Genomic DNA, 25,110 nt, shown 5'->3' with positions numbered 1-25,110 from the left:
GGTGGCGCCGCCCCCGCCCCCGCCACCTCCCAAGGCCGTGGCGCCCTCGCCGCGCGACCCGCAGATCGCGCTGGAGCGCGAGAAGCGCGAGAAGGAGCGCGAGCGCCAGGAGCAGCTCGCCGCGGAGAAGGCGCGCGCCGAGAAGCTGGCCAGGGAGAAGGCGGACAAGGCCGAAAAGGCCGAGCAGGAACGCCAGGCCCGGTTGAAGGAACAGCGCGAGCAGGCCGAGAAGGAACGCCGCGCCAAGGCCGAGGCCGAGGAAAAGCGCGCCAAGGCCGAAGAGGCCGAAAAGCGGGCCAAGGCGGCAGAAGCCGAGAAACGCGCCAAGGTGGCCGAGGCGGAGAAGCGCACCAAGGCCGAGGAGGCCGAGAAGAAGGCCAGGGCCGAAGCCCAGGCCAAGGCCGCGGCCGCGGCCGACGAGAAGCGCCAGCAGGCGCTGGCCGACAAGCTGCGCAAGGAGCAGATGGCCCGCATGATGGGCCAGGTCGGCGGCGCCGCCGACAGCCCCAGCGGCAACGGCGCGCCGGGCTCCACGGGCAAGGCCGCGCGCGACAGCGGCCCCTCGGCCGGCTACGCCGGGCGCATCGTCGCGCGCGTGAAACCCAACATCGTCTTCAGCGACGACATCAACGGCAACCCGATGGCCGAGATCGAGGTGCGCACCGCGCCGGACGGCACCATCATCGGCCGCAAGGTGGCGCGCAGCAGCGGCAACGCCGACTGGGACCAGGCGGTGCTGCGCGCTGTGGACCGCACCGGCGTGCTGCCGCGCGACACCGACGGGCGCGTGCCCGCGGTGATCATCATCGGCTTCCGCCCGCGCGACTGACCCGGTGCGGCCGGCGTGCCGCACCCTCGGTTTCCAGCCCCGGTTCATGCCCCCATCCCGCCGCAATCGGTGAATTTGCTATTCCTGCAAACACGGACGCCCACAAAAGCAACAAGTCGGCAAAAATGGACGAATGGCTGCCATCCGTCCCGCTCCTGAAAGTCCCGCCGCGATGGAGAACGCGGCCGACCACTGCACCACGCTGGAGGTGGCACGATGGCTGGGCATGGCGGTGCGCTCGGTGCAGCTGATGGTGGACCGCGGCGAGCTGCAGGCCTGGAAGACGCCGGGCGGGCATCGCCGCATTTCCCGCAGCTCCGTGGAACGCTGGCTGGCCTCGCACCACAGCGGCGCGCTGCAGGCGCCACAGCCCGTGCCCGCGGCCTCGCGCACCGTGCTGCTGATCGAGGACTCCGCGCATGCCCAGCACCTGGTGCAGCTGCTGGTGCGCGAGCAGTTTCCCGAAGTCGAGTTGCACGTGGCCGACGACGGCATTGCCGGCCTGGCCATGGCCGGCGAGCTGCAGCCGGCGGTGCTGATCGTGGACATCCTGCTGCCGGGCATCGACGGCGCCACGCTGCTGACCAGCCTGCGCACGCACCCGCAGTTCTCGCGTAGTCAATTAATCGTGCTGACCTCGCTCGACGAGGACCAGCGCGGCCCCTACGCCTTCGCGCTGGCCGGCGTGCCGGTGGTGCACAAGCCGCGCCTGGTGGTCGAGCTGCCGCCGCTGCTGGCCGAACGCCTGGCCCGCGCCGGCGTCGCACCGGGACCGCTGGCGCGCTGAATCCGGCGCCGCGCCCCGGCTGCGGCGGCGCAATTCCAGCATTTTGATCGGCCCGCCAGGCGGCCCGGCCGACAACCATGCGTGAAAACCTCACGCGCATTGCGTCACGCCGCACCGGCCTGCGCGACGCTCCACGCCTGTCCGCGGTCAAGCTTCTTCTAAGATGGGTTTCGTTACAACAACGTCACCTGGAGCGCCGGGCGGACGCGTCCGGTGCGCCGAGCCCGGCGCCACGCCGCCGCCGCGACGCAGGTCTCTTGCGCATGCGCTACAACGGACCCGTGACCGGCCGCGAATTCGTCCTGGAGGACGGCACGACGCTGGTGACCACCACCGACCTGAAGAGCCGCATCACCTACTGCAACCCGGCCTTCATCCGGGCCAGCGGTTACAGCCGGGATGAACTGCTGGGCCAGCCGCACAACATGATCCGGCATCCGGACATGCCGGCCGAGGCCTTCCGCGACCTCTGGGCCACGCTGCAGGCGGGGCTGCCCTGGTCGGCGCTGGTGAAGAACCGGCGCAAGAACGGCGACCACTACTGGGTGCAGGCCAACGTGACGCCGGTGCTGGAAGACGGCCGCGCCGTGGGCTATTTGTCGGTGCGCGTGAAACCGTCACGCGCGGCGGTGGCACAGGCCGAGGCGCTGTACGCGCGCATGCGCGAGGCGCCGCGGCGCTTCGCGCTGCACCACGGCGCGCTGCGCGAGCGCAGCCTCGCGGGCGCCGTGCGCGCGGCGCTGCGCTGGGGGCTGGGCACGCGCATCGTGGCGTTGAGCCTGGCCGGCACGCTGGGCAGCGGCGCGCTGGCGGCCAGCGGCCTGCACTGGGCGCTGGCGCTGTCGTCGGCGCTGGCGCTGGGCGGGGGCTGCGCGCTGCTGGTGCGGCGCATGGCGCTGGCGCCGCTGCGCGAGGCGGTCGCCACGGCGCAGCGCCTGGCCGCCGGGCAGCTTGGCACGGCGCCGCCGGCCACGGGCGACGACGAGGTCGGGCGCCTCATGCGCGGCCTGTCGCAGCTCGACGTCAACCTGCAGGCCATCGTGGGCGACGTGCGCCGCGAGGTGGAGGGCATCCGCCTGGCCTCGCGCGAGATCTCCAGCGGCAACCGCGACCTGGGCGAGCGCACCGAGTCGCAGGCCAGCAGCCTGGAGCAGACCGCGGCCTCGGTGGAGGAGATCGCCGTGACGCTGCGCCACAGCGCCGAGCATGCCGAGAGCGCCCGCGGCCTGGCGCAGCACGCCAGCGACGCGGCGCGCCGCGGCGGCGAGGCGATGCAGGCGCTGCTGCAGCGCATGGCCGAGATCCGCGAGGCCTCGCAGCGCATCGGCGAGATCATCCAGGTCATCGACAGCATCTCGTTCCAGACCAACATCCTGGCGCTCAACGCCGCGGTAGAGGCCGCGCGCGCCGGCGAGTCCGGCCGCGGCTTCGCCGTGGTGGCCGGCGAGGTGCGGGCACTGGCGCAGAAGACCTCGGAGGCGGCACGCGAGATCAAGCAGCTCATCGGCGAAGCCGCCGGGCGCGTGGAGGCCGGCAACGCGCTGGCCGAGAACACCGGCCACACCGTGCGCGAGAACGCGCAGGCCGTGGAGCGCGTCTTCAGCCTGATCAGCGACATGAGCCGCGCCGCCCAGGAGCAGGCCAACGGCGTGGCGCAGGTCAATGCCGCCGTGAGCCAGCTCGACGGCGTGACGCAGCAGAACGCGGCGATGGTGGAGCAGCTGTCGGCGGCGGCGCTGTCGCTGCACCGCCAGGCCGAGGTGGTGGCGGACTCGGTGCGCATCTTCCGCATCGGGCACGGCACGGCGGCACCGCGGCGCGAGCCGCAGGAGCAGGAGCAGACGCAGGCGGCCTGAGACGCCGCCCGCCTCCCCTCGCCGCCTCAGCCGCCGCCGCGCTGCGTGTAGAGGTCGAAGCGGCGCATGAACCGCACCCGCGCCGCCTCGTCCACGCCCTCGAACGCGAAGCGCAGCTGCAGCCGCGGCACGCTCAGCAGCGCGATGCGCCGCGGCGCCAGCGCTTCCCAGCGCAGCCGCAGGCATCCCGCGTCGATATCGATGTCGGCGCCGTTGGGTTGCGTACGCACCGGGTGCGGCGCCGCCGCGCCGGGCAGCCAGTGGCCCAGCTCGGCGGCGGTGCAGCCCATCTCCCGCTCGAACTCGGCGGGACAGTCCTGGAGCACGATCACCGGCGTCAGCCCCCGGCGATCGGCGGCCAGATGGCGAGCACGTCGCCCTCGACGAGCCGGCGCGTGGCGCGCTCCTCGGCCGGCACGAAGGCGCCGTTGACGAGCACCAGGTGCACCAGCTTCATGGGCAGGCCGTAGGGTTCGACGGCCTGTGCCACGGTACTGCCTTCGGGCAGCTCCAGCTGCACCGCGTTGCCGCGGCGCGCCTCGGGCGGCAGATACTCGGTGAGGCTGGCGTAGAGCTTGAAGGTGATGTGCATGTCGGCCACGGTACTGCAGGAGCTCAAGGCTTGTCCGGTCAGTGCGCTTGCGCGCTGACCAGCCCGCGCTGCTCCTGCGCCTGCGCGCAGGCAAGATAGGCCGGCACCAGCTGCGTCGGGTCGGCCTTGAGCTTTTCCTTCCACTCCGGCGTCAGGCGCACCTGGCCTTCGACCAGGCCGCGCATGGCGCCCACGTGCTGGGTCCAGCCCACGCTGTTGCAGCCCACCAGCAGGTCGCCGTCGAACTGCAGGCTCAGCGCCTTGCCTGACTCCATGTCCACCAGCTCGGCACTTTCGCCGCCGGGCACGCCCTGCCAGTTGCCGAAGCTCGTGGAGATCAGGCCCAGCGTGTCGAGCACGTTGATCTGCGTGACGCCGTTGAGGTAGGCCTTCTGGCCCACCATGTTGAGCGCGGCCACGCGCGCCTGCTCTGCGGCGTTGGGCTGGATGGCGCTGACAATGGTGCGGCCGCTGACGCGGTCGAACGCCTCCGCGCAGTCGCCCGCCGAATACACGCCCGGCACGCTCGTCTGCATGTGCTCGTCGGTGAGCACGCCCTGCAGGCAGCGGATGCCGCTGCCCCACAGGAAGCCGATGTTCGGCCGCACGCCGGTGGCGCTGATGACCAGGTCGGCGGGCAGCACCTCGCCGTTGGACAGTTTCACGCGCAACTCGCTGCCCGCGCGCTGGATCTCCTGCACGCGCGCGCCGGTGTGCACGTCCACGCCCTTGGACTGCACCCACTGGCGGATCATGCCGCCGGCGGTCGGGCCCATCATGCGCGGCACCATGCGATCGCCGGTCTCCACCACGCTGAGCTTCACGCCGCGCAGGGCCAGCGCCTCCATGATGATGCAGCCGATGAAGCCGGCGCCGACCTGCACCACGCGCGCGCCGGGCTGCGCGCGCTCGGCGATCGCGCGCGCGTCGGCCAGCGTCCAGCAGGTGTGCACGCCGGGGCTGTCGATGCCTGGCACCGGCGGCTGCACCGGGCTGGAACCGGTGGCGATGAGCAGCCGGTCGTACTCGACGTCGGTGCCGTCGTCGAAGAAGACGCGGCGCGCCTTGGAGTCCACCGCCTTGGCGCGCACGCCGCGCTTGAGGTCGATGCGCAGCCGCTCGTAGTGGTCGGCGCCGTGGCGCAGGTGCGTGCCGGGCTCGCCGACGCGCCCGACCAGCAGGTACGGAATCGCCATGCGCGAGTACGGCGGCTCCACCTCGTCGCCGATGAGGAGGATGCGGTCCCGCGGCGCGTGCTTGCGGATGGTCTCCGCCGCGATGACGCCGGCCGGGCCGGCGCCGAGGATCAGGTGAGTCAACATGGACAGCTCCATAGAAAAAGGCGGCCTCGGACCGCCTTTCCACTGATTTACCAGCGAAGTACTTCCGTGCGCCCCGACGGATCACTCCACGGGGCGCGACGGCTCCGGGATCACAGGCCCAGGCGCTCCCGGGTGTCGGGCTTCAGGCGCCCCTCGGCGTCCCAGCCACGAATCTCGTAGTACTTGGGCAGCATCTCGGGCAGCTTGTTGACCAGGCCCTTGGCCGGGCCGGTCTTGGCCGGCTCGGTCAGCAGCCGCTTGGGCAGCGTGTCGTCCTTGGCGGTGAAGCCGGCGCGGTTGTTGAAGTCGCGCTCCATGTTCCAGATGCGCTCGCCGATCTCGTTCATCTTCTCCAGCGTGAACTCCGGGCCGCAGGCCGCGGCCACCTGGGGCTGCACGTCGGCCACGGTCCAGGCGAAGCTGGTGAAGATGCAGATGCCCGCGGCGTCGAAGGCGGCGGTCGCGTCCTGGAAGGCCTTGACCAGCTCGGGCTTGCCCTCGGCGGTCAGCGGGTCGGTCTTGACCGGGATGCCCAGCACTTCCGAAGCCACGGTGTACGAGCGCAGGTGGCACGCGCCGCGGTTGCTGGTGGCGTAGGTCAGGCCCATGCCCTGGATGCCGCGGCTGTCATAGGCCGGGAACTCCTGGCCCTTGACGCTCATGCTCAGGTCGGGGTGGCCGTACTTGGCGGTCAGCCGCGCCGAGCCCAGGCCGATCTCCTTGCCGAAGCCCTCGCCCTTGGCGGTCATCTCGACGAGCTCGCACAGCGCCTTGGCCGAGCCGAACGGGGCCTCGGTGCCGATCTGCTCGGCGGTGAGCACGCCCATCTCGTAGAGCTCCATCACCGCGCCGATGGTGGCACCGAAGCTGATGGGGTCCATGCCCTGCTCGTTGCACAGCAGGTTGGCGTACTGCAGCGCCTCCAGGTCGTTGACGCCGTTGGCCGCGCCCAGGGCCCAGGCCGCCTCGTACTCCAGGCCGCCGGAGGCGCCCCAGTACTGCGGCTTGTTCTGCACCGAGAAGTGCGTCTCGTCCATCTTGGAGATGCGCCCGCACGCGATGGTGCAGCCGAAGCAGGCCTGGTTCGTCACCAGGTGCTTCTTGCCGTCGGTGGCGCGCGGGGCGGCCATGGCCTCGGCCGAGATGTCCTTGGCGCCGTCGAACTGCACGTCGCGATGGTTGCGCGTGGGCAGCGCGCCGATCTCGTTGATGACGTTCATCAGCACCTGCGTGCCGTAGGTCGGCAGGCCCTGGCCCGTCACGGCGTTGTCGGCGAGGATCTTCTTCTTCTCGAAGGTGACCTTCATGAACTCCTTGGGGTCGGCCACGTTGCCCACGCCCAGGGTGCCGCGCACGGCCACCGCCTTGAGGTTCTTGCTGCCCATCACGGCGCCCACGCCCGAGCGGCCGGCGGCGCGGTGCAGGTCGTTGACGATGCACGAGAACAGGACCTGGTTCTCGCCGGCCAGGCCGATGGTGCTGATGCGCAGCAGCGGGTCCTGGTGCAGCTTCTTGAGCGTCTCTTCCGTCTCCCAGACGCTGTGGCCCCACAGGTGGCTGGCGTCACGCAGCTCGGCCAGGTCGTTCTCGACGTACAGGTACACGGGCTTCGGGGACGCGCCCTCGAAGATGATCATGTCCCAGCCCGCGAACTTCAGCTCCGAGCCCCAGTAGCCGCCCGAGTTGGAGCAGGCGATGGCGCCGGTCAGCGGGCCCTTGGTGATGACGGTGTAGCGCCCGCCCGTGGAGGCCATCGTGCCGGTCAGCGGCCCGGTGGCCCAGATGATCTTGTTCTCGGCCGACAGCGGGTCGACCTTGGCGTCGACTTCCTCGACGAAGTACTTGGTGCCCAGCCCGCGCGAGCCGAGGTATTCGCGCGCCCACTCCATCTTCAGCGGCTCCGACTTGACGGTGCCTTCGGTGAGGTTGACGCGAAGGATCTTTCCTGCCCAGGACATGTGCTGCTCCTTAGTCTTGTTGAATCAAGCCGCGCTGGGCTGGTTGCCGAGCTTCTCGGCCCAGGCGGCCATCTTGCCGAGGCCGGTCCAGTTCGAGTCGACGTAGGTGATGGCGCCGGTGGGGCAGGCGGTGGCGCACGCAGGGTCGCCGCCGCAGAGGTCGCACTTCTGGACCTTGCCCGTTTCCTGCACGTAGTTGATGGTGCCGAAGGGGCAGCTGATGGTGCAGACCTTGCAGCCCACGCAGGTCGTCTCGCTCACGACCTTGGCGCCGGTGAGCGCGTTGATCGTGATGGCTTCCACCGGGCAGGCGTGCAGGCACCAGGCCTCGTCGCACTGCGTGCAGGTGTAGGGCACCTTGCGCCCCGTGTGGTGGAAGTCGAACACCTTGATGCGCGACTTGGCCGGCGCAAAGGTGGCGTAGTTCTCGAAGCTGCACGCCATCTCGCACTGGAGACAGCCGGTGCACTTGTCCGGATTGATGTGAAGCGACTTCTGCATGAGTTTTCCTTCCGATTGGCCGCGTTTCGCCGGTGCACCGCGCCGGGACCGCACTCCCCTATGCACACCACTGCCTATGTGAAGGCAGAAAACGAGGCGCCCGGCCGCGCGCGGCTCCAACACCGCACCGCCGGACGCCCAGGGTCCGAGGACCCTATGCACTTGCATACCTATGTTGTCGGCGCAAGAGGGCCCCGCCTACATGGGTGAAACCCCCAAACGGCCGGGCTCGCTGCTCCAAGTTGCTACACCGGGCGCCAGGCGACGTTGTGGCGCTCGAACATGGCGGCCAGCCGCCCGTCCTTGACCAGTCCGTTGAGCGCGCCCTGCAGCGCGTGCGACAGCTCGGTGGCGTCCTTCTTCACCGCCATGCCCACCGCCCAGCCCTCGCGCGGCGCGCGCGGGCTCGGCAGCGGCTCGATGGCGAAGCGCTCGTCGCCGCGCAGCACGCTCTGCAGCTCCGACATGAGGCCGGCCGCGGCCTGGACCTCGCCGCGCTGCAGCGACTTCGCCGCCTCGACGCCGTCCTTGAGCTTGGTGTGCAGCTGCTCCTTGTAGGCGCCGCCGTCGGCGCCGATGAGCAGCCAGCCCGCCAGCGACAGCCCCGGCACCGCCACCTGCGCCTTGCCCAGCTGCGACAGGCTCTCCAGCGTGGGCAGCGCGTCCAGGCGCCGCGCCACGGCGACGCGGTCGCGGTAGTACGGGCCGAAGATGCTGACCTGCGGGTTCTCCTGCATCAGCGGCCGGTCCACCGGCACGTGCAGCAGCACGTCGGCCGGGCCGTAGCCCAGGTAATGACCGCGCCAGACCATGTTGCGCAGGTCGTCGTTCATGGCCTCGCCGGCCGGGAACGGCAGCACCGACAGCTTCACGCCCAGCGCCTGCGCCAGCGCGCCGGCGAGCTCGACGTCGATGCCCTTGCCGTTGTCGTGGAACGGCGGCATCTCGGTGTAGAGGCCCACGACCAGCGAGCCGCGCGCCGTGATCTTGTCCATCGGGGTAGCCGCCAGCGGCAGGCCCAGCGCCATGGCACCGGCGCCGGCCAGGGCGCGAAGCGCCGTGCGGCGCCCCATCAGCTGTGAGCGCGCCATGGTCACAGCGGCTTCTCGCGGCGGGTTTCCAGGTAGGCCTTGATCGACCAGATCGCCTCCTGGTTGAGCATGCCCTCGAAGGGCGGCATGTACACCGCGCCGTTGCGCGTGCGGCCGTTGCGCACGGTGGTCAGGTAGTAGTCGTCGATTTCCTTGGCGCAGGCCTTCTTCTTGGCCTCGGCCTTCTGGTTGGCGCACTCATTGTCGAGCTTGCGCAGGTCGGGCGCGATGCCGCCGGAGATGGCCTCCAGGCCGTGGCAGCGGGCGCAGTTCTGGTTGTAGGCCGAGGAGCCGATCTTGATGGCCTTGTCGTTGCCGCTGAACGGGTTCTGGTCGCGCCAGCCTTCGCCCAGCGAGGGCAGCTCCCTGGTGTCCACTGCCTGCGGCGTGACGTCGCCGTGGGCCAGGGCGGCACCGGCCACCAGCAGGCCGGCCATCAGGGCGGCAAGGCGCGCAGGGCGGCGCACGGCCATGCGGGCGTTGGAACGCTCGGTCATCTTTTGTCTCCTGGGGTTGTTGAGCGGGAACGGGCCGGAGTTTTGCAAGGGCTGTGCCACGGACGCCGCAGCGTGAATTCGTCACTGCGCACGGGGTCCGCCGTGCGGGTATGCCGGGTGGACAGTGCTATACGATTGCTACAGCATTGCGCCCGCGCAGGGTGAACCTGCTCAAGAATGAAACAATGCCGCGGCCCGCTGTCACAGCAGCGCCGACACCTCGGCCCCACAAACGGACGTGCCCGGACGCACGCCACGGAGACCTCGCCACCATGTCGATCCACCGCAGCAGCATCGCGGCGCCGCCCGAAGGGCCGGCCGCCCACGTGGACCTGATCAAGCAGTCGCACGAGCGCTGCGCCGCGCTGGGGCTCACGCGCATCGAGCGTCCGGACTACGAGCCGCTCATGCGCAGCGACCTCAACGACGCGCGCGAGCGCAACCGCAAGCTGCACACGCACGCGGCGCCGGTGATGGAGCTGCTGCTGGAGCAGATCGCCGGCACGCAAAGCATGATCGTGCTCACCGACGCGCACGGCACCATCCTGCACAGCGTGGGCGACGAGGAGTTCGTGACGCGCGCGGGCAAGGTGGCGCTGTCGCCGGGCGTGAATTGGGCCGAGCACTCCAAGGGCACCAACGCCATCGGCACGGCGCTCTTCGCCGAGCGGCCCACGCTCGTGCATGCCGAAGAGCACTTCATGCACGCCAACCAGTTTCTGACCTGCTCGGCGGCACCGATCTTCGACCCGCGCGGCAACATGCTCGGCGTGCTCGACGTCAGCGGCGACCACCGCGCCTACCACCAGCACACCATGGGACTCGTGCGCATGTCGGCGCGCATGATCGAGAACCACTGGCTCAACGACCATTGCGCCAACCGGCTGCGGCTGCACTTCCACAGCCGCCCGGAGTTCATCGGCACGCTGCTCGAAGGCATCGTGGTGGTGGGCGCCGACGGCAAGCTTCTGGGCGCCAACCGCAGCGCGCTCGACCAGCTCGGCATCTCCGGCGTGGCGCTGCGCAACCAGACGCTGACCTCCCTCTTCGGCACCACCGTCGGCGCCGTGGCCGACCATTTCCGCGGCCCGCTGGCCTTGCCCATGAAGCTCACGCTGCCCGACGGGCGCCAGCTGCTGGCCAGCGCCCGCATGGACTGGGCCACCCTGGCCTTCTCCGCCGTGCCCGCGGGCGCGCCGGCCATCGAGCAGCGCGCCGCGCCGCGCGAGGCGGTGGCGCAGCCCACGCAGCCGGCAAGCGCCGCGCTGGCGGAGGCCGGCGCCGCGGCGACGCAGCTGCCCGCGGCGCTGCCCACGGGGCTGTCGTACCTGCAGACCGGCGATGCGCAGATCGAGGCCGTGGTGCAGAAGGCGCGGCGCATCATCAACCGCGACATCCCGCTGCTGATCCTGGGCGAGACCGGCACCGGCAAGGAGTTGTTGGCGCATGCGGTGCACCAGGACTCGAACCGCGCCAAGCAGCCCTTCGTGGCGGTCAACTGCGCCAGCATCCCCGAGACGCTGATCGAGGCCGAGCTCTTCGGCTACGAGGAAGGCGCCTTCACCGGCGCGCGGCGCAAGGGTGCCACCGGACGCATCGTGCAGGCCAACGGCGGCACCCTCTTCCTCGACGAGATCGGCGACATGCCGCTGCAGCTGCAGGCGCGGTTGCTGCGCGTGCTGCAGGAGCGCTGCGTCACGCCGCTGGGCAGCGGCAAGGCCATCGCCGTGGACATCGCCGTCATCGGCGCCACGCACCGCAACCTGCGCGAGATGATCCAGCGCGGCGAGTTCCGCGAGGACCTGTACTACCGGCTCAACGGCCTGGTGCTGCGGCTGCCGCCGTTGCGAGAGCGCAGCGACCTGGCGCTGGTGGCGCAGCGCATCCTGGCCGCGGAATGCCCGCAGGGCGCGCCGCGCATCAGCCCCGAGGTCATGGCGCTGTTCCAGCGCTGCGACTGGCCGGGCAACATCCGCCAGCTCGCCAACGTGCTGCGCACCGCCGCCGTCATGGCCGCGGGCGAGCCCATGATCACGCAGGCGCACCTCTCCGACGACTTCCTCGACGACGTGCGCCGCCTGGCCCAGCAGCAGCAGGCGCAGGCGCAGCAGCAGCCCGTGGCAGCCGCCCCCGCCGCCTTCGCCACCGCGGGCTTCGCGCCGTCCGGCACCGCGCTGCCGGCCCAGGCGGCCATGCCGCCGGCCGCCGGCTTCGATGCGCACTTCCCTGCCGCCGCCGCGGCGCCCCAGCCGCCGGCCGCGCCCGCGGGTTTCGCGCCCGGCCTGCCGCCCGGTGCGGGCGCAACTTCGGCGTCCATGCCGGCATCGACGGCGCGCACGCTGCACGAGCAGGAGATCGCCATGATCCAGGCCGCGCTCGACGCGGCCGGCGGCAACATCTCCGAAGCGTCGAAGCGGCTGGGCATCAGCCGCAACACCATCTATCGCAAGCTGCGCTGGAACCGCCCGGACAGCGACGTCTCCTGACCCGCTCGCGGGTTTGCACTGTGTCAGACTGAAGCGATCCTGCTTCACCGAGACACAAAACCCGGCCGCCGCGGGGCCCACCGAAGCCGCGGATGCCGCCATGGCGGCATCAATCGGCACCCCGGCGCGCCATTTCGGCGTCAAAGCGCCGCGAATGGCCCGCCGAAGCCCCGGCGGCACGGGTCTTGCGAAACGCCCTGAAAAGCAAGACCGGCCCGCCACGACGGCGGGCCGGGACTCACCGGAGACACCCGTGCCCCACCAACGCAACCGCGCCGCGCCGGAACGCCGCGCCGCCGCATGATGAAACTGTTGCTGCTCGGTGCCGAGGGCAGCGCAGCGCGCGCCGCCGCGCTGTCCGACGGCAGCCGCTGGGTACTGCTCAACGCACCGACCGACCTGGAACGCCAGCTCCAGCGCCATCCCCAGCTGCAGGCCCAGCCGCTGGCCGGCGTGGTGCTGATGGACGCGCAGCTCGACCACGTCTCGGGCCTGCTGGGCCTGCGCGACGGCCCGCCCGTGGAGCTCTATGCCACGCCGGCGGTGTTCGAGACGCTGACCACCGAGCTGCCGCTGCTGCAGGTCGTGGACCGCTGCTGCGGCGTGCGCTGGCACCTGCTGCCCGTGGCCGGCGACAGCGCCGTGGCGCCCTTCCGCATCGAGGCCCTGCCGGGGCTGCGCTTCACGGCCTTTGCCGCCGGCGACGAGTTCGCCCCCGGCGCCACGCTGGCACTGGAGGTGGAAGACCTGCGCGACGGCCGCCGCCTGCTCTACTGGCCCGGCCCCTGGCCGCTGCCGCCCGACCACGGCGCCGACTGCCTGCTGCTGGGCGACGGCGGCGCGGCGCTGGCGGGCGAGAGTGCCGGCGCAGGCCGGCGCGTGCTGCTGCACCCGGCCGCACCGCCGCCCGCGCCCGTGCCGGGCGAGCCCGTGCTGGAACAAGCCTTCGACGGCATGGAGATCGAGCTTTGAGCAGCGTGCCCGCATCTTCCCCCGACACCGCCGCCGCCGGCGCGGGCGCAACCCCGCAGCGGCTGCGCCTGGCCGGGCTGCACAAGCGCTACGGCGAGCGCGTGGCGCTGAAGTCGCTGGACCTGACGCTGGCGCCGCGCAGCTTCGTGGCACTGCTGGGCCCCAACGGCGCGGGCAAGTCCACGCTGTTCCAGCTGCTCACCGGGCTGTTCGCGCCGGACGCGGGCGAGGTCGAGGTCGATGGGCTGTCGCTGGCGCGCCAGACGCGCCAGGCGCTGGCGCGCATCGGCGTGGTGTTCCAGCAGATGTCGCTGGACCTGGACCTGAGCGTGCGGCGCAACCTGCAGTTCCACGCGCAGTTGCACGGCCTGCCCGCGGCGCTGGCGCGCACGCGCATCGAGGCGGCGGCCGAGACCTTCGGCCTCGCCAAGGACCTGCAGCGCGCGGTGCGCGAGCTCTCCGGCGGCAACCGGCGCAAGGTGGAGCTGGCGCGCGCGCTGCTGCACCGCCCGGCGCTGATCCTGATGGACGAGCCCACCGTCGGCCTGGACCCGAAGTCGCGGCGCGACCTGCTCGCCGCCATCAAGGACGACGTGGCGCAGCGCGGCTCCACCGTGCTGTGGGCCACGCACCTGGTCGAGGAGGCGCAGGCCGCCGACCGCGTGCTGGTGCTGCACCGGGGCGTGCTGCTGGCCGACGGCGCGCCCGATGCCGTCACGGCGCAGCTGGGCGGCGGCTCGCTGGAGGAAGCCTTCGTCAAGGCCACGGCCTGAGGCGTTGAAGCACCGATGCGCTGACAACTTTCTGCAATTCGAGGGCCGCGGCCGGCGGCCCGCCAGGAACCCCCGGCCTCACGACGACACCAACGAGGCCATTGCAATGGCACAGGAGACAAAGACGTGAAGATGCGACTGCTGACCGCCGCCCTGCTGGCCCTGGGCGCCGGGCTGGCCTCGGCCCAGACCGCCTGGGTGTCGAGCGAGAAGGACCACGCCCTCACGCTGGTGGACCTCAAGACGATGGCCGTGGCCGGCGTCGTCAACACCTGCAAGCGCCCGCGCCACATGCAGCTCGCACCTGACGGCAAGCGGCTGTTCGTGGCCTGCAGCGAGTCCGGCCAGGCCGACGTGATCGACGTGGCCAGCCGCAAGTCGGTGGCCCGCGTGTCGCTGGGCGACGAGCCCGAGGCCTTCGACTTCTCGAAGGACGGCAAGGCGCTGTACGTGTCGGCCGAGGACGAGGGCGCGCTCGTGACCATCGACGCCGCCAGCGGCAAGACGCTGGCCTCGGTGCCCGTGGGCAAGGAGCCCGAAGGGGTGAAGACCTCGCCCGACGGCAAGCTGGTGTTCGTCACCTCCGAGGTGGCCAACATGGTTCACGTGGTGGACACCGCCACGGGCAAGGTGGTGAAGAACATCGCCGCCGGCAAGCGGCCGCGGCGCATGGTGTTCACCCCCGACGGCGCGCAGCTGTGGGTGAGCAACGAGCTGGGCGCGAGCATCAGCGTCATCTCGGTCAAGGACCTGGCGGTGACGCACACCATCGCGCTGTCGCTCAAGGGCGCGCGCGCCGAGGACATCACGCCCGTGGGCCTGGCCATGACGCGCGACGGCAAGACGGCCTACGTCTCCATGGGCCGCGCCAACCACGTCGGCGTCATCGACGTGGCCAGCCGACAGCTCACCAAGACGGTGCTGGTGGGCAAGCGCGCCTGGCACGTGGCGCTGAGCCCCGACGAGACCCGCCTGGTGGTGAGCAACGGCCTGAGCGACGACGTCACGATCATCGACACCGCAACGGCCAAGGCGCTCAAGAGCGTGCCGGTGGGCCGCGTGCCCTACATGGCCGTGGTGCTCGACTGATGCGCCGCCGCCGTCTTCCCCTGTTGCGCCCCCTGGCCGCCGCGGCGCTGCTGGCCGCGGCCGGCGCCGCGCTGGCCGCGCCCTACAAGGTGACGCTGCTCGTGCGCGCCGACGACCCGCGCCTGGCGCGCGACCGCCTGGAGCGCGCCTACCTGGGCCAGCCCGGCGGCCCGGCGCAGGACGGATTGAACGTCGCGCTCAAGGAAGCCGCCTTCGAGCTTGAAGCCGCCGGCACCGCGCTGACCCTGGAGACCGTGGCCGTGGCGGATGCGGCGGCCGCGCGCGCCGCGGCGCAGAAGGCCGAGAAGGCCGGCGCCGCCGTGCTGCTGACCGACCTGGACGCGGCGGCCACCATCGCCGTGGCCGACGCCGTGCAGCGCCCGGTGCTCAACCTGGGTGCCGCGGACGACCGCCTGCGCGGCGCGGACTGCAAGGCAAAGCTGTTGCACCTGGCGCCCAGCGAGCGCATGCGCGCCGACGCCCTGGCGCAGACGCTGGCCGCGCGCAAGTGGCCGCAGGTGCTGCTGCTCACGGGCCCCTCGCCGCGGGACGCCGAGCGCGCCGCGGTGGCGCAGGCCGCGATCAAGCGCTACGGGCTGAAGCTGGTGGCGAGCAAGCCGTTCAAGCTCTCGGCCGACCCGCGCGAGCGCGACCTGGCCAACCCGCTGCTGCTCACCGGCGGCGCCAGCTACGACGTGGTGTGGGTGGTGGACAGCGACGGCGAGTTCGCGCGCTCGCTGCCCTACCGCACCGCGCTGCCGCGCCCGGTGGTGGGCGACGCGGGGCTGGTGGCGCTGGCCTGGCATGCGCAGTTCGAGCGCTTCGGCGCGCCGCAGGTGGCGCGCCGCTTCCAGAAGGCGGCGGGCCGGCCCATGACCGCGCCCGACTGGGCCTCGTGGATGGCCGGCAAGGCGCTGGTGGCCGCGGCCGTGGCGGCGCCCAAGGGCCAGGCGGCCGCGTTCGAGAAGGCGCTGTTCGAGGGCGGCGTGGACGGCTCCAAGGGCGTGGTGATGAGCTTCCGCCCCTGGGACGGCCAGCTGCGCCAGCCGCTGCTGCTCACCGACGGCCAGGCCGTCGTCTCCAGCGCGCCCATCGAGGGCGTGCTGCATCCGAAGAACGTGCTCGACACCCTCGGTGCCGATGCCCCGGAGAAGCTGTGCAAGGCCCGACTGTGACCACTACTTCGGCCGGGCGCGAGCGCCTGGGCGCCGTCGCCCACGCGCTGATGGCCATGCAGGCCATCGTCTGGCGCGAGCTGCTGAAGTTCTCGCGCCAGTCCGGGCGGCTGGTGTCGGCGCTGGTGCGGCCGCTGCTGTGGCTGGCGGTGTTCGCCGCGGGCTTTCGCAACGTGTTCGGCGTGGCCATCGTCGAGCCCTACGACAGCTACATCCCCTACGACGTCTACATCGCGCCGGGGCTGGTGGGCATGGTGCTGCTGTTCAACGGCATGCAGTCCAGCCTCGCCATGGTCTACGACCGGGAAATGGGCCTGATGCGGCTGCTGCTCACCGCCCCGCTGCCGCGGCCGTGGATCCTGCTGTCGAAGCTCACGGCCACGGCCGTGCTGTCGCTGGCGCAGGCCGCGGCCTTCGTGGTCGTGGCCGCGCTGCTGGGCACCGAGCTGCCGGTGCTGGAGCACCTGCCCGCGGTGCTGCTGGCGGCGGTGTGCGGCGCGCTCATGCTGGGCGCCCTGGGGCTGCTGCTGTCGGTGCACATCAAGCAGCTGGAGAACTTCGCCGGGACGATGAACTTCGTCATCTTCCCCATGTACTTCATGTCCACGGCGCTGTACCCGCTGTGGAAGCTGGAGGAGTCGGGCGCGAACTGGGTCTACCAGATCGCCCGCTTCAACCCGTTCACGCACGCGGTGGAGTGGATGCGCTTCGCGCTCTACGGCAAGGACCCGGGCATCTCGCCCTGGATCGTGCTGGGCACGCTGGTGGTGTGCTTCGCGGTGGCGAGCTGGGGCTACGACCCGCAGCGCGGCTTCGGCCAGCTGACCAAGCGCGGCTGAGGGGGGCGCGATGAAGCTGCTGTCCCTGCTGCCTTCCATCCGGCCGCAGCGCGGCCATGGCCACGCGCGCACCGATGCGGCGCCGATCGAGCCCATCGCCTTCGAATGGCTGGCCCTGGCCGGGCTGCTGGCCTTCGCCACCTGGCTGCTGGGCGTGCGCGGCGTGTGGGCGCTGCTGCTGTCGGCCGACCCGACGGGGCTGACGCTGGTGATCATCGTCATCTTCTTCACCGCCACGCTGTGGTGCGGCACGCGCACGCGCGCGCTGCAGCGCGAGCGCGCGGCGCTGCTGCTGGGCACCTCCGGGGGCGGCTGGGCCGCGGAGTACCTGCGCGCGCTGCGCGCCCGGCCGCAGGACTCGGGCGCGCCGATGGACCTGCTGCTGGAGCGCACGCACGGGCCGCACGGCACGGCGTGGTGGGTCAACGGCATCCAGCTCAAGCTGGGGCTGCTGGGCAAGGTGATCGGCTTCTCGATCCTGGCGCTGCAGATCGGCAAGCTGCAGAACTTCGACGCGGCGCAGTCGCAGGACCTGCTGCGCCAGCTCACCACGGGCCTGGGCGTGGCGCTGCTGACGACCATGGTCGGCCTGGTGGGCAACATCCTGCTGGGCCTGCAGCTCACGCGGCTGGACCGCTATGCCGACGCGCTGGTGGCCGACATCCAGCGCGCGGGCCTGGCACAGGACGCCGCGGACGCCGCGGCGCGCGGGTGAGGCGGCCATGCGCCGGCGCCGCACGGCCCGCGAGGCGGAGGTCGATCCGTTCTATGACATGTTGTTCAACATGCTCATCGCCTTCGTCTTCTGCTTCATCGTGGCGCTGCTGGCGATGAACCCGAAGGCGCTCAAGGCCGGCGACATCCCGGCCAAGGCGGAATACATCATCAACGTGTCCTGGCCGGACATGGACCCCAACGACATCGACACCTGGGTGCAGGACCCGGCCGGCGAGCTGGTGTGGTTCCGCGCCCGCGAGGCCGGGCTGATGCACCTGGACCGCGACGACCGCGGCCTGTCCAACGACGTCGTCATCATCAACGGCAAGCAGGTGGTGAACCCGCTGAACCAGGAGGTGGTGACGCTGCGCGGCATCGCGCCGGGCGAGTTCACCGTCAACGTCAGCTACTACGAGACCAAGAACGGCAAGCCGGTGGAGGTCACCGTCTCCGTCATCAAGGTCAATCCCCGCGCCGACGTGGTGTTCTACGGACAGGTCACGCTGGCCCGCAAGGGCGACGAGGCCACGGCCGTCCGTTTCACGGTGCTGCCCGACGGCAACGTCGCCAACGTCAACACGCTCCCCAAATCCCTGGTGCAACGGCTATGACCCTCGCCCTCATCCTTTCCCTGGCGGTGCTGGTGCTGCTGTGCGCGCTGGCGCTGGTGTGGTCGCGCTGGCCGGCCTGGCTCAAGGGCCTGCTGGTCGTGGGCGTGACCGTCTTCTACTTCTTCGCCGACGACACCGCGCACGGGCTGGCGGGCTGGCCCAACGCCGACCCGCTGCCGGAGAAGTTCGTGCTGCTGGCCGCCGTCATTGAGGAGCCCAACAAGGGCAACCCCGGCGCGCTCTACGTCTGGGTCAACGCGCTGGAGAACGGCAAGCCCGCGCGCCAGCCGCGCGCCTACAAGCTGCCCTACGCGAAGGACCTGCACGCGCTGCTCGACGAGGGCATGAAGAAGGTGCGCCAGGGCGTGAGCCAGGTCGGCACCGCCGAGCCGCGCGCGGGCAAGGGCGGCGTGTCGTGGCTGCGCCCGGGCAGCGACGAGCAGCGCATCTCCATCCGCGACCTGCCCGCGCCGCAGCTGCCGGAGAAGTGATGCGCTCGCAACCTCTACCGATTGCGGCGGCGCTGGCGGGCGCGCTGCTGCTGCTGTCCGGCTGCGGCTCGAAGGCGCCGGGCGCCGAGCTGTTCCCGCTGGAGTCCGGGCACCGCTGGACTTACGAGGTGCGCACCGACTGGGAGGACCAGCGCGTGGAGCGCGAGACGCGCCGCTTCGAGACGCTGGGTGCCGACGACTCGCTGGCCGACGGCAAGGCCTACGTGCGCCGCAGCGACGCGGGCATGGACTACTGGCTGCGCATGGACGACAGCGGCGTGTACCGCGTGGCCAGCCGCTCCATGGCGCAGGCCGAGCCTGAAGCCGACGCGGCCCGGCGCTACGTGCTCAAGGCGCCGCTGGCGGTGGGCACCACCTGGTCGGCGCCGACCATCACGTACCTGCTGACGCGGCGCCAGGGCTTTCCGGCCGAGGTGCGCCACAGCGCGCCGCCGGTGCCGATGAACTACGTGATCGAGGCCACCGGCGAGGCGGTCGAGACCCGCGCCGGGCGCTTCGAGGGCTGCCTGCGCGTGCAGGGCAAGGCCGATTTGCGGCTGTTCGCCGACCCGGTGGCGGGCTGGAAGGACGTGCCCCTGGTCACCACCGAGTGGTACTGCCCGGGCGTCGGGCTGGTGAAGATGAAACGCGAGGAAGCTGCGGGCTCGCCCATGCTGCTGGGCGGCACCGTGACCATGGAGCTGTTGTCATGGCAATGAATCCCAACGACCTCACGGCGCGCCGCGGCGCGCTGCGGCGCATCGCCGGCACGCTGCTGGCGCCCATGGCCGGCACGGCCAGCGCGGCCGTGCTGGCCCAGCCCGGCGACCGCTTCCCGAGCCGCGCGGTAACGCTGTGGGTGCCCTGGGCCGCGGGCGGCGCCACCGATCTGACCATGCGGCTGCTGGCCGAGCTGGCCGCGCGCCACCTGGGGCAGAAGGTGCTGATCGAGAACCGCGGCGGCGCCGGCGGCACGCTGGCCATGCCGGTGCTGCAGCAGGCCGCGCCCGACGGCTACACCATCGCGCAGCTGCCGCAGCCGGTGTTCCGCGCGCCGTGGGTGCAGAAGGTGCTGTGGGACCCGATCCGCGACACCACGCCGATCATCCAGGTCAGCGGCGTGACCTTCGGCATCGTGGTGCCGGCGGGCAGCCCGTTCCGCACGCTGGAGGAGCTGTTCGCCTGGGCGCAGGCGCACCCGGGCGAGGTGACGGTGGCGACCAACGGCATCGGCACCACGCCGCACCTGGTGATGGACGAGCTCTTCGGCCGGCGCAACACGGCATGGGTGCACGTGCCTTTCAAGGGCGTGTCGCAGCAGATGCTGGCCGTGGCCTCCGGCCAGGTCATGGCCGGCGTGACCTCCAACGGCTTCGGCCCCTTCGTGGACAACGGGCAGCTGCGGCTGCTGGCGACCTTCGGCGAGCACCGCACGAAGCGCTGGCCCAGCGCGCCCACGCTCAAGGAGCTGGGCCACGGCATCGTGGCCACTTCGCCCTACGGCCTGGCCGGCCCGCGCGGCCTGCCCAAGGCGGTGGTCACGGTGCTGCACGACGCCTTCAAGGCGGCGATGTACGACCCGCAGCACGTGGCCGAGCTGGCCAAGTACGACCAGGAGCTGGCCTACCTGGGCCCCGAGGAGTACGGGCGCAGCATGCGCGAGACCTATGCCGCGGAGCGGCGCGCGGTGGAGAGGATGGGGCTGGCGGCGAGGGGGAGCTGAGCCTCGGGCCCTACAGGTCGTACGCTACCACCCCGATCACCACCCCGTTCCTCCACCCGCCCTCACCCTGCTGGCGCTGCACGCTCACGTCCAGCGCCAGCCGGTCGCGGCGCAGCCAGTGGCGGATGCCGGCGTGCAGCAGGTGCTGCCCCGGCTGGTAAACCACTTCGCCGAAGCCCCAGGTGCGGCCCTGCAGCGGCCGCTCCAGGCCCAGGGCGACGAAACCCTGGCCGCCGCCGAAGGGCCGGCGCTGCCAGCCCAGGTTCGCGTGCGCCTGCCCCTCCTGCGCCTGCGACAGCGGCATGCTGCCCAGCAGCTGCACCAGCGCGCCGCGGCGCGCGCGGCGTGGCCCGGCGGTTGCGCCCGCATCGTCATCGCCACCTTCCGCCCGCGCGCGGTCGAGTCCCAGCGACATGCTCAGTCCCAGCCCGAAGCCGTCGCGCGCGATGTCGTTGAAGACGTGCTTGAGCTCCAGCTCGGCCTCGCGCTCGCTGCGCTCGCCGCCGCCGGGGCGCTCGGCGCTCCACTCCAGCTCCAGCGAGGTCGCGCGCGTGAAGCCGTACTCCAGGCCGAGCTGCAGCGCGTTGGCCGCGCCGCTGCGCAGCCAGCGCCCGCCCAGGCTCCAGGCGGCCGCGTCGTCCTCCAGGGCGGCGCTGCCCAGCACGAGGTAGGGCCGGTCGCCGGCATGCGCCGCCGGCACGGGTGAAAAGCAAAAAGCCAGGGCCGCGCACAGCGCGAGCCCTGGCTGAAAGCCAGGCATGCGTGTCATCGCTGACAGCTTAGCCCGGCCACCCCGGTTGCTGGTTGTCGATTACTTCATGAGCTTGAAAACCCACACGGAGCCACCCTGCTCCAGGTAGCTCACGCGCTTGGCGACGTCGCCGCCCCACAGCGGCACGGCGCCGCCCCAGCCGGAAACCACGGCCACGTACTGCTCGCCCTTGTCTTCCCAGGTGACCGGGGGCGCCACGACGCCGGAGCCGGTCTGGAACTTCCACAGCACCTTGCCGGTCTTGGCGTCGGCGGCCTGCAGGAAGCCCTCGGGCGTGCCCCACCACACCAGGTTGCCGCCGGTGGTCAGCACGCCGCCCCACAGCGGCGCGTTGTTCTTGACCTCCCAGGCGATCTTGCCGGTCTTGGGGTCGATGGCGCGGAGGGCGCCGATGTAGTCCTCGTTGAGCGTCTTGATGGTGAAGCCGGCGCCCAGATAGGCCGCGCCCTTCTTGTAGGTGATGGGCTCGTTCCAGATGTCCATGCCCCACTCGTTGGCCGGCACGTAGAACAGCTTCGTCTCGGGCGAGTAGGCCATCGGCATCTGGTTCTTGCCGCCCAGGAAGCCCGGCGCGGCGAACACGGTCTGGCCCTTCTTGCCGTCGGCGCTGGCGGTGGGGTCGCCCGGGCGGTTTTCCGGCACGAAGTTCGGGCGGCCCGTCTTCATGTCGATGCCGGTAGCCCAGGTGATCTTCTTGACGAATGGGAAGGCGTTGACCAGCTCGCCGGTGCGCGCGTCGTTGACGTAGAAGAAGCCGTTGCGGTCGGCCTTGCCGCCCAGGATGCGGCCGCCGTCGTCATAGGTCACGAACTCGTTGACGCCGTCGAAGTCCCAGCCGTCGTTGGGCGTGTTCTGGTAGTGCCACTTGATCTGGCCGGTCTTGATGTCGATCGCGACCGTCGAGCACGAGTACAGGTTGTCGCCCTTGCGCAGGTTGGAGTTCCACGGGGCGGGGTTGCCGGTGCCGAAGTAGGCCAGGCCGGTGCGGGCGTCGTAGGTGCCGCCCAGCCACGTGGCGGAGCCGCCGGTCTGCCACAGGTCGCCCGGCCAGCTCTTGCCCGGGGTGCCCGAGACGCCGTTCTCGGTCTTGTTGCCGTCCTTGTCGTACTTGTAGCCCATGTGGCCTTCGACGGTCGGACGGGTCCAGACCAGCTGGCCGGTCTTGGCGTTGCGCGCCTCGACGCGACCCACCACGCCGAACTCGCCGCCGGACACGCCGGTCAGCAGCAGGCCGTCAACGATCAGCGGCGCGGCCGAAGCGGAGTAGCCGGCCTTGTAGTCGTCGATCTTTTCCTTCCAGACCACGTCGCCGGTCTTCTGGTCCAGCGCGACGAGCTGCGCGTCGAGCGTGGCGAAGATCACCAGGTTGTCGTAGAGCGCGGCGCCGCGGTTGATCACGTCGCAGCAGGGCATGATGCCTTCGGGCAGGCGGTGCTCGTACTTCCACAGCTTCTGGCCGGTCTTGGCATCCAGCGCGTAGATGCGCGAGTAGGAGCCCGTCACGAACATGATGCCGTTGTGGATCACCGGCTGCGATTCCTGGCCGCGCTGCTTCTCGCCGCCGAAGGAGAAGGACCACACGGGCACGAGCTTGTTGATCGTGCCGGCGTTGATCTGCTTGAGCGGCGAGTAACGCTGGCCCTGCGTGCCCATGCCCCACGACAGCACGTCGCCGGTGGTCTTGGCATCGTCCAGGATCATCTTGTCGGTGACCGCGGCCTGGGCGGTCATCGCGCCCATCGCCAGGGCGACCATGGTGGTGATCATCTTGAAGCGCATGTTCTGTCTCCTTCGTGAGTGGATGCGTGTGTGTTCGACCGGGGAACGGCGGCCGCTGCGCGGGGACATCAAACGCATGGAGCGTGCCACCGCCCGAACGGGCGCCAAACGGGGTTTTCGGACGCGGAAATAGCCCCCTGAAGTCAGGGTTTTTCCGCAACTTGTCCCAGGTTCGCACAGCCCGCGCGCGCCTTGCTGTCACAGGCTGGCGGCAGCGCGGCCTGCTCGTAGCGCGGGTACAGGTGCACGACGTTGCGGGTGTACTCGGTGGCGCGCGCGGCCCAGGCGTCGAACTCCGCGGGCAGCGGCGCGCGCAGCAGCTCGGCCATCTCCAGGCCCTGCGCGGCGCCGCGCGTGAAGCGCTCGTCGAGCCACTGCAGGTAGCGCGCGGTCATGTCCAGCCCCGCGGTGTCGGCGCGCACCGGGCCGTGGCTGGGCACCAGCGCCGTGAGCTTCGGGGGCAGCACGGCCGGCAGCTCGGCCAGGCTGCGCCGCCACTGCGGCAGCTTCGCGTGCGGCGTGGTGGGAATGCGCTGCACGAACACGAGGCCGCCGGCGAAGGCGACGCCGCTGGCGCGGTCCACCAGCACCAGGTCGCTGTCGGTGTGGCCCTGGAACTCGCGCAGCTCGAACTCGCGCTGGCCCACCTTGAGCGTGCCGGGCCTGGCGTCGGTGTCGGGCAGCAGCGCCTGCGTGCCCTTCATCCAGTCGCCGCAAGTGCGAAAGAGGTTGTCCTCGTAGGCCTGCGCCTCGCGCGCCATGCCCGCGCGCGTGGCGGGCGTGGCCAGGCGCGGCACGTCGGCGAAGGCCTGGTTGCCCAGGAAGTAGTCGGGATGCAGGTTGAGGTGGATCACCTGCTTCACCGGCTCGTTGGTGGTGCGCTCGATGAGCGCGCGCAGCTGCTGCCCGTACTTCAGCGACGGCCCGGTGTTGACGACGACCACGCCGGCGCCGGTGGCGATGAAGCCGGTGTTGATGATGTTGCAACCGTTGGCCGGCTCGAAGTCGGCATTGGCGCCCTCCACCACCCACACCCCCGGCGCCAGGGCGCGGGCTTCAAGCCTGTAGTCGAGCGTGGCCCGGTCGGGCTGCGCGCCGAAGGCGGCGAAGGCGGGGACGAGCAGGGCCAGGGCGAAGGCTTTCCGGACCAGCGATTCGCCAATGAAGCGTTTCGTCATTCCGGCGAAAGCCGGAATCCACGAGCGCTGCGATGCCCCGCCGGCCAAGGCAGGCACGTGCCCATGCCGGCCGTTCCTCCGCAACGGGGCGCGTGGATTCCGGCTTCCGCCGGAATGACGGATCTGTGGGCCGGCATTGCAGCCATCGGCCACGTCAATGAAAGGCGTCATGGCAGCAGGCGGCGCCCGATGGCCGCGTCGATGCGGTTGCCGTTGTTGTCGCTGCCGCGCACGCGCAGCGACGCGCTGGCGCGCCCGGGCAGCTCGAAGCTGAGCACCGGGTTCTCGCTCAGCGGCTCGTAGCCGTTGAAGACCAGCAGCTCCGCGCCGCCCTCGTCGAGCACGGCCAGGCGGTTGATGAAGAAGGCCGGCACCCCGGCCACGAGTCCCGTGTCCATCGGGTGCATCACGCGCAGCCGCAGCCGCGTGGCCTCGGCCGCGAGCGGGCTCTCGAACAGCGCGCCGCTGACCTGGCCCAGCGTGCTGGCCCAGCTGCCGTCGCTGCGCGTGACGCCGGGCAGCGTGCAGCCGCCGCCGCTGGACTCGACGAAGGTGCCGCCCACGTGCCAGACGCCGTCGGCCGTCTTCACGGCCGCGCGCACCGGGCTGGCCTGCTCCAGCTTGAAGCGGAAGCTCAGCGCCGGCAGCGCCTGACGCGGGTAGAAGTCCAGCACCTTCCTGATCGGGTTGCGCTCGACGATCACGGCGATCTGCGCCACGTCGCGCAGCTCCAGCGCCGACACGCTCACCGGCACCGCCATCGGGTCCTCGGCGAAGGCCGGCCCGACGACCTTGACCCGGTCGTCGAACACCACCGGCGCGTTGCCCAGGAACTCGCGCCGGATGTCGGGCCACTGCATCGACTCCAGCGGATCCTTCTGGCCTGGCATGGCTCCCGCGCGCGGTTGCGCCCGCACCGCCAGCGGCGCCGCCAGCCCGACCAGCAGCCTGCCCATCGCATGACGTCTGTTCAGCATGGGCGCGACTGTGAGGGTTGACCCCGACCGCCGACAGTGAGGGGCAACCCGGGGCGCTGCTACAGCCTGGAGCAAAGCGTGACCGGGTTCACGCT

Annotated in this window: 25 protein-coding genes; 14 read left to right on the top strand and 11 right to left on the bottom strand. The window is 71.3% G+C overall.

The window, feature by feature from the left end; genetic code table 11:
- The 3 genes from tolA to FJ694_RS23700 form a co-directional block, all read left to right on the top strand.
- A partial coding sequence (gene tolA, locus FJ694_RS23710) for a cell envelope integrity protein TolA (protein ID WP_157269787.1) occupies positions 1–829 on the top strand: 829 nt, incomplete at its 5' end.
- Between the two features lie 133 nt (positions 830–962).
- Positions 963–1,616 (top strand): response regulator, encoded by a 654-nt coding sequence (locus tag FJ694_RS23705; RefSeq protein ID WP_232540199.1) that lies wholly within the window; start codon positions 963–965, stop codon positions 1,614–1,616.
- 263 nt (positions 1,617–1,879) lie between these two features.
- Entirely contained in the window at positions 1,880–3,472 is a 1,593-nt protein-coding gene (locus FJ694_RS23700) for a methyl-accepting chemotaxis protein (protein ID WP_157269786.1), read from the top strand.
- Positions 3,473–3,498: 26 nt separating this feature from the next.
- Here FJ694_RS23700 and FJ694_RS23695 read toward each other — a convergent pair whose 3' ends face one another.
- The 7 genes from FJ694_RS23695 to pedF form a co-directional block, all read right to left on the bottom strand.
- Positions 3,499–3,798: a hypothetical protein gene (locus FJ694_RS23695; protein WP_232540198.1), complete on the bottom strand. Its 300-nt coding sequence runs from the start codon at positions 3,796–3,798 to the stop codon at positions 3,499–3,501.
- Between the two features lie 11 nt (positions 3,799–3,809).
- Positions 3,810–4,064 (bottom strand): sulfur carrier protein ThiS, encoded by a 255-nt coding sequence (gene thiS / locus FJ694_RS23690; protein WP_157269798.1) that lies wholly within the window; start codon positions 4,062–4,064, stop codon positions 3,810–3,812.
- A gap of 38 nt (positions 4,065–4,102) precedes the next feature.
- On the bottom strand, positions 4,103–5,386 hold the full coding sequence (locus FJ694_RS23685; protein WP_198320959.1) for an NAD(P)/FAD-dependent oxidoreductase: 1,284 nt from the start codon (positions 5,384–5,386) through the stop codon (positions 4,103–4,105).
- Positions 5,387–5,496: 110 nt separating this feature from the next.
- On the bottom strand, positions 5,497–7,344 hold the full coding sequence (locus tag FJ694_RS23680) for an aldehyde ferredoxin oxidoreductase family protein (protein WP_157269785.1): 1,848 nt from the start codon (positions 7,342–7,344) through the stop codon (positions 5,497–5,499).
- Positions 7,345–7,368: 24 nt separating this feature from the next.
- Positions 7,369–7,845: a 4Fe-4S dicluster domain-containing protein gene (locus FJ694_RS23675; protein WP_157269784.1), complete on the bottom strand. Its 477-nt coding sequence runs from the start codon at positions 7,843–7,845 to the stop codon at positions 7,369–7,371.
- Between the two features lie 245 nt (positions 7,846–8,090).
- Positions 8,091–8,936 carry a substrate-binding periplasmic protein gene (locus FJ694_RS23670; protein ID WP_157269783.1) on the bottom strand — a complete coding sequence of 282 codons (846 nt, stop codon included), beginning with the start codon at positions 8,934–8,936 and terminating at the stop codon, positions 8,091–8,093.
- A gap of 2 nt (positions 8,937–8,938) precedes the next feature.
- The gene (gene pedF, locus FJ694_RS23665) at positions 8,939–9,433 is read right to left on the bottom strand and encodes a cytochrome c-550 PedF (protein ID WP_157269782.1); all 495 of its coding nucleotides are present in this window, start codon (positions 9,431–9,433) and stop codon (positions 8,939–8,941) included.
- Positions 9,434–9,705: 272 nt separating this feature from the next.
- Here pedF and FJ694_RS23660 point away from each other — a divergent pair, with 272 nt between their 5' ends.
- The 11 genes from FJ694_RS23660 to FJ694_RS23610 all read left to right on the top strand — a co-directional run bounded on the left by FJ694_RS23660 (position 9,706) and on the right by FJ694_RS23610 (position 20,309).
- Entirely contained in the window at positions 9,706–11,919 is a 2,214-nt protein-coding gene (locus FJ694_RS23660; protein WP_232540197.1) for a sigma-54-dependent Fis family transcriptional regulator, read from the top strand.
- 300 nt (positions 11,920–12,219) lie between these two features.
- The gene (locus FJ694_RS23655; protein ID WP_157269780.1) at positions 12,220–12,891 is read left to right on the top strand and encodes an MBL fold metallo-hydrolase; all 672 of its coding nucleotides are present in this window, start codon (positions 12,220–12,222) and stop codon (positions 12,889–12,891) included.
- A 5-nt stretch (positions 12,892–12,896) separates the two neighbouring features.
- The gene (gene pedB, locus FJ694_RS23650) at positions 12,897–13,664 is read left to right on the top strand and encodes a lanthanide ABC transporter ATP-binding protein PedB/LutE (protein WP_375140251.1); all 768 of its coding nucleotides are present in this window, start codon (positions 12,897–12,899) and stop codon (positions 13,662–13,664) included.
- 132 nt (positions 13,665–13,796) lie between these two features.
- The gene (locus FJ694_RS23645) at positions 13,797–14,753 is read left to right on the top strand and encodes a PQQ-dependent catabolism-associated beta-propeller protein (RefSeq protein ID WP_157269795.1); all 957 of its coding nucleotides are present in this window, start codon (positions 13,797–13,799) and stop codon (positions 14,751–14,753) included.
- Positions 14,753–15,928, top strand: a complete 1,176-nt coding sequence (locus tag FJ694_RS23640) for a type 1 periplasmic-binding domain-containing protein (protein ID WP_157269779.1) — start codon at positions 14,753–14,755, stop codon at positions 15,926–15,928. Before FJ694_RS23645 ends, FJ694_RS23640 begins: the two co-directional genes overlap by 1 nt.
- A gap of 50 nt (positions 15,929–15,978) precedes the next feature.
- Complete coding sequence (pedC, locus tag FJ694_RS23635; RefSeq protein ID WP_157269794.1) at positions 15,979–16,767, top strand: lanthanide ABC transporter permease protein PedC; 789 nt, start codon at positions 15,979–15,981, stop codon at positions 16,765–16,767.
- Between the two features lie 10 nt (positions 16,768–16,777).
- Positions 16,778–17,482: a MotA/TolQ/ExbB proton channel family protein gene (locus FJ694_RS23630; protein ID WP_157269778.1), complete on the top strand. Its 705-nt coding sequence runs from the start codon at positions 16,778–16,780 to the stop codon at positions 17,480–17,482.
- Between the two features lie 7 nt (positions 17,483–17,489).
- Positions 17,490–18,095 carry a DUF2135 domain-containing protein gene (locus tag FJ694_RS23625; RefSeq protein WP_157269777.1) on the top strand — a complete coding sequence of 202 codons (606 nt, stop codon included), beginning with the start codon at positions 17,490–17,492 and terminating at the stop codon, positions 18,093–18,095.
- Positions 18,092–18,586 carry a hypothetical protein gene (locus FJ694_RS23620; protein WP_157269776.1) on the top strand — a complete coding sequence of 165 codons (495 nt, stop codon included), beginning with the start codon at positions 18,092–18,094 and terminating at the stop codon, positions 18,584–18,586. The genes FJ694_RS23625 and FJ694_RS23620 overlap by 4 nt, the downstream gene beginning before the upstream one ends.
- Complete coding sequence (locus FJ694_RS23615; RefSeq protein ID WP_157269775.1) at positions 18,586–19,305, top strand: hypothetical protein; 720 nt, start codon at positions 18,586–18,588, stop codon at positions 19,303–19,305. The genes FJ694_RS23620 and FJ694_RS23615 overlap by 1 nt, the downstream gene beginning before the upstream one ends.
- Positions 19,302–20,309: a tripartite tricarboxylate transporter substrate binding protein gene (locus FJ694_RS23610; RefSeq protein ID WP_157269793.1), complete on the top strand. Its 1,008-nt coding sequence runs from the start codon at positions 19,302–19,304 to the stop codon at positions 20,307–20,309. Before FJ694_RS23615 ends, FJ694_RS23610 begins: the two co-directional genes overlap by 4 nt.
- Positions 20,310–20,319: 10 nt before the next feature.
- Here FJ694_RS23610 and FJ694_RS23605 read toward each other — a convergent pair whose 3' ends face one another.
- The 4 genes from FJ694_RS23605 to FJ694_RS23590 form a co-directional block, all read right to left on the bottom strand.
- The gene (locus FJ694_RS23605) at positions 20,320–21,078 is read right to left on the bottom strand and encodes a hypothetical protein (protein WP_157269774.1); all 759 of its coding nucleotides are present in this window, start codon (positions 21,076–21,078) and stop codon (positions 20,320–20,322) included.
- A gap of 42 nt (positions 21,079–21,120) precedes the next feature.
- Complete coding sequence (locus FJ694_RS23600) at positions 21,121–22,860, bottom strand: PQQ-dependent methanol/ethanol family dehydrogenase (protein ID WP_157269773.1); 1,740 nt, start codon at positions 22,858–22,860, stop codon at positions 21,121–21,123.
- Between the two features lie 143 nt (positions 22,861–23,003).
- A complete protein-coding gene (locus FJ694_RS23595; RefSeq protein WP_157269772.1) occupies positions 23,004–24,038 on the bottom strand; it encodes a quinoprotein relay system zinc metallohydrolase 1 in 1,035 nt (344 codons plus the stop codon).
- Positions 24,039–24,205: 167 nt separating this feature from the next.
- Positions 24,206–25,015, bottom strand: a complete 810-nt coding sequence (locus FJ694_RS23590) for a quinoprotein dehydrogenase-associated SoxYZ-like carrier (RefSeq protein WP_157269771.1) — start codon at positions 25,013–25,015, stop codon at positions 24,206–24,208.
- Positions 25,016–25,110: the final 95 nt, after the last annotated feature.

The sequence above is a fragment of the Azohydromonas aeria genome, from assembly GCF_009760915.1.
Taxonomy (GTDB): Bacteria; Pseudomonadota; Gammaproteobacteria; order Burkholderiales; family Burkholderiaceae_C; genus Azohydromonas; species Azohydromonas aeria.
Note: the sequence above shows the minus strand (reverse complement) of the source record. Positions and strands in the feature narration are given on the sequence as shown.

Bases quoted from the DNA above. Each gene is read 5' to 3' on its own strand.
- FJ694_RS23705 (WP_232540199.1), top strand. From the start codon at position 963: ATGGCTGCCATCCGTCCCGCTCCTGAAAGTCCCGCCGCGATGGAGAAC.
- FJ694_RS23700 (WP_157269786.1), top strand. From the start codon at position 1,880: ATGCGCTACAACGGACCCGTGACCGGCCGCGAATTCGTCCTGGAGGAC.
- thiS (WP_157269798.1), bottom strand. From the start codon at position 4,064: ATGCACATCACCTTCAAGCTCTACGCCAGCCTCACCGAGTATCTGCCG.
- FJ694_RS23685 (WP_198320959.1), bottom strand. From the start codon at position 5,386: ATGTTGACTCACCTGATCCTCGGCGCCGGCCCGGCCGGCGTCATCGCG.
- FJ694_RS23680 (WP_157269785.1), bottom strand. From the start codon at position 7,344: ATGTCCTGGGCAGGAAAGATCCTTCGCGTCAACCTCACCGAAGGCACC.
- FJ694_RS23675 (WP_157269784.1), bottom strand. From the start codon at position 7,845: ATGCAGAAGTCGCTTCACATCAATCCGGACAAGTGCACCGGCTGTCTC.
- FJ694_RS23670 (WP_157269783.1), bottom strand. From the start codon at position 8,936: ATGGCGCGCTCACAGCTGATGGGGCGCCGCACGGCGCTTCGCGCCCTG.
- pedF (WP_157269782.1), bottom strand. From the start codon at position 9,433: ATGACCGAGCGTTCCAACGCCCGCATGGCCGTGCGCCGCCCTGCGCGC.
- FJ694_RS23660 (WP_232540197.1), top strand. From the start codon at position 9,706: ATGTCGATCCACCGCAGCAGCATCGCGGCGCCGCCCGAAGGGCCGGCC.
- FJ694_RS23655 (WP_157269780.1), top strand. From the start codon at position 12,220: ATGATGAAACTGTTGCTGCTCGGTGCCGAGGGCAGCGCAGCGCGCGCC.
- FJ694_RS23645 (WP_157269795.1), top strand. From the start codon at position 13,797: ATGCGACTGCTGACCGCCGCCCTGCTGGCCCTGGGCGCCGGGCTGGCC.
- FJ694_RS23640 (WP_157269779.1), top strand. From the start codon at position 14,753: ATGCGCCGCCGCCGTCTTCCCCTGTTGCGCCCCCTGGCCGCCGCGGCG.
- pedC (WP_157269794.1), top strand. From the start codon at position 15,979: ATGGCCATGCAGGCCATCGTCTGGCGCGAGCTGCTGAAGTTCTCGCGC.
- FJ694_RS23630 (WP_157269778.1), top strand. From the start codon at position 16,778: ATGAAGCTGCTGTCCCTGCTGCCTTCCATCCGGCCGCAGCGCGGCCAT.
- FJ694_RS23625 (WP_157269777.1), top strand. From the start codon at position 17,490: ATGCGCCGGCGCCGCACGGCCCGCGAGGCGGAGGTCGATCCGTTCTAT.
- FJ694_RS23620 (WP_157269776.1), top strand. From the start codon at position 18,092: ATGACCCTCGCCCTCATCCTTTCCCTGGCGGTGCTGGTGCTGCTGTGC.
- FJ694_RS23615 (WP_157269775.1), top strand. From the start codon at position 18,586: ATGCGCTCGCAACCTCTACCGATTGCGGCGGCGCTGGCGGGCGCGCTG.
- FJ694_RS23610 (WP_157269793.1), top strand. From the start codon at position 19,302: ATGAATCCCAACGACCTCACGGCGCGCCGCGGCGCGCTGCGGCGCATC.
- FJ694_RS23605 (WP_157269774.1), bottom strand. From the start codon at position 21,078: ATGACACGCATGCCTGGCTTTCAGCCAGGGCTCGCGCTGTGCGCGGCC.
- FJ694_RS23600 (WP_157269773.1), bottom strand. From the start codon at position 22,860: ATGCGCTTCAAGATGATCACCACCATGGTCGCCCTGGCGATGGGCGCG.
- FJ694_RS23595 (WP_157269772.1), bottom strand. From the start codon at position 24,038: ATGACGAAACGCTTCATTGGCGAATCGCTGGTCCGGAAAGCCTTCGCC.
- FJ694_RS23590 (WP_157269771.1), bottom strand. From the start codon at position 25,015: ATGCTGAACAGACGTCATGCGATGGGCAGGCTGCTGGTCGGGCTGGCG.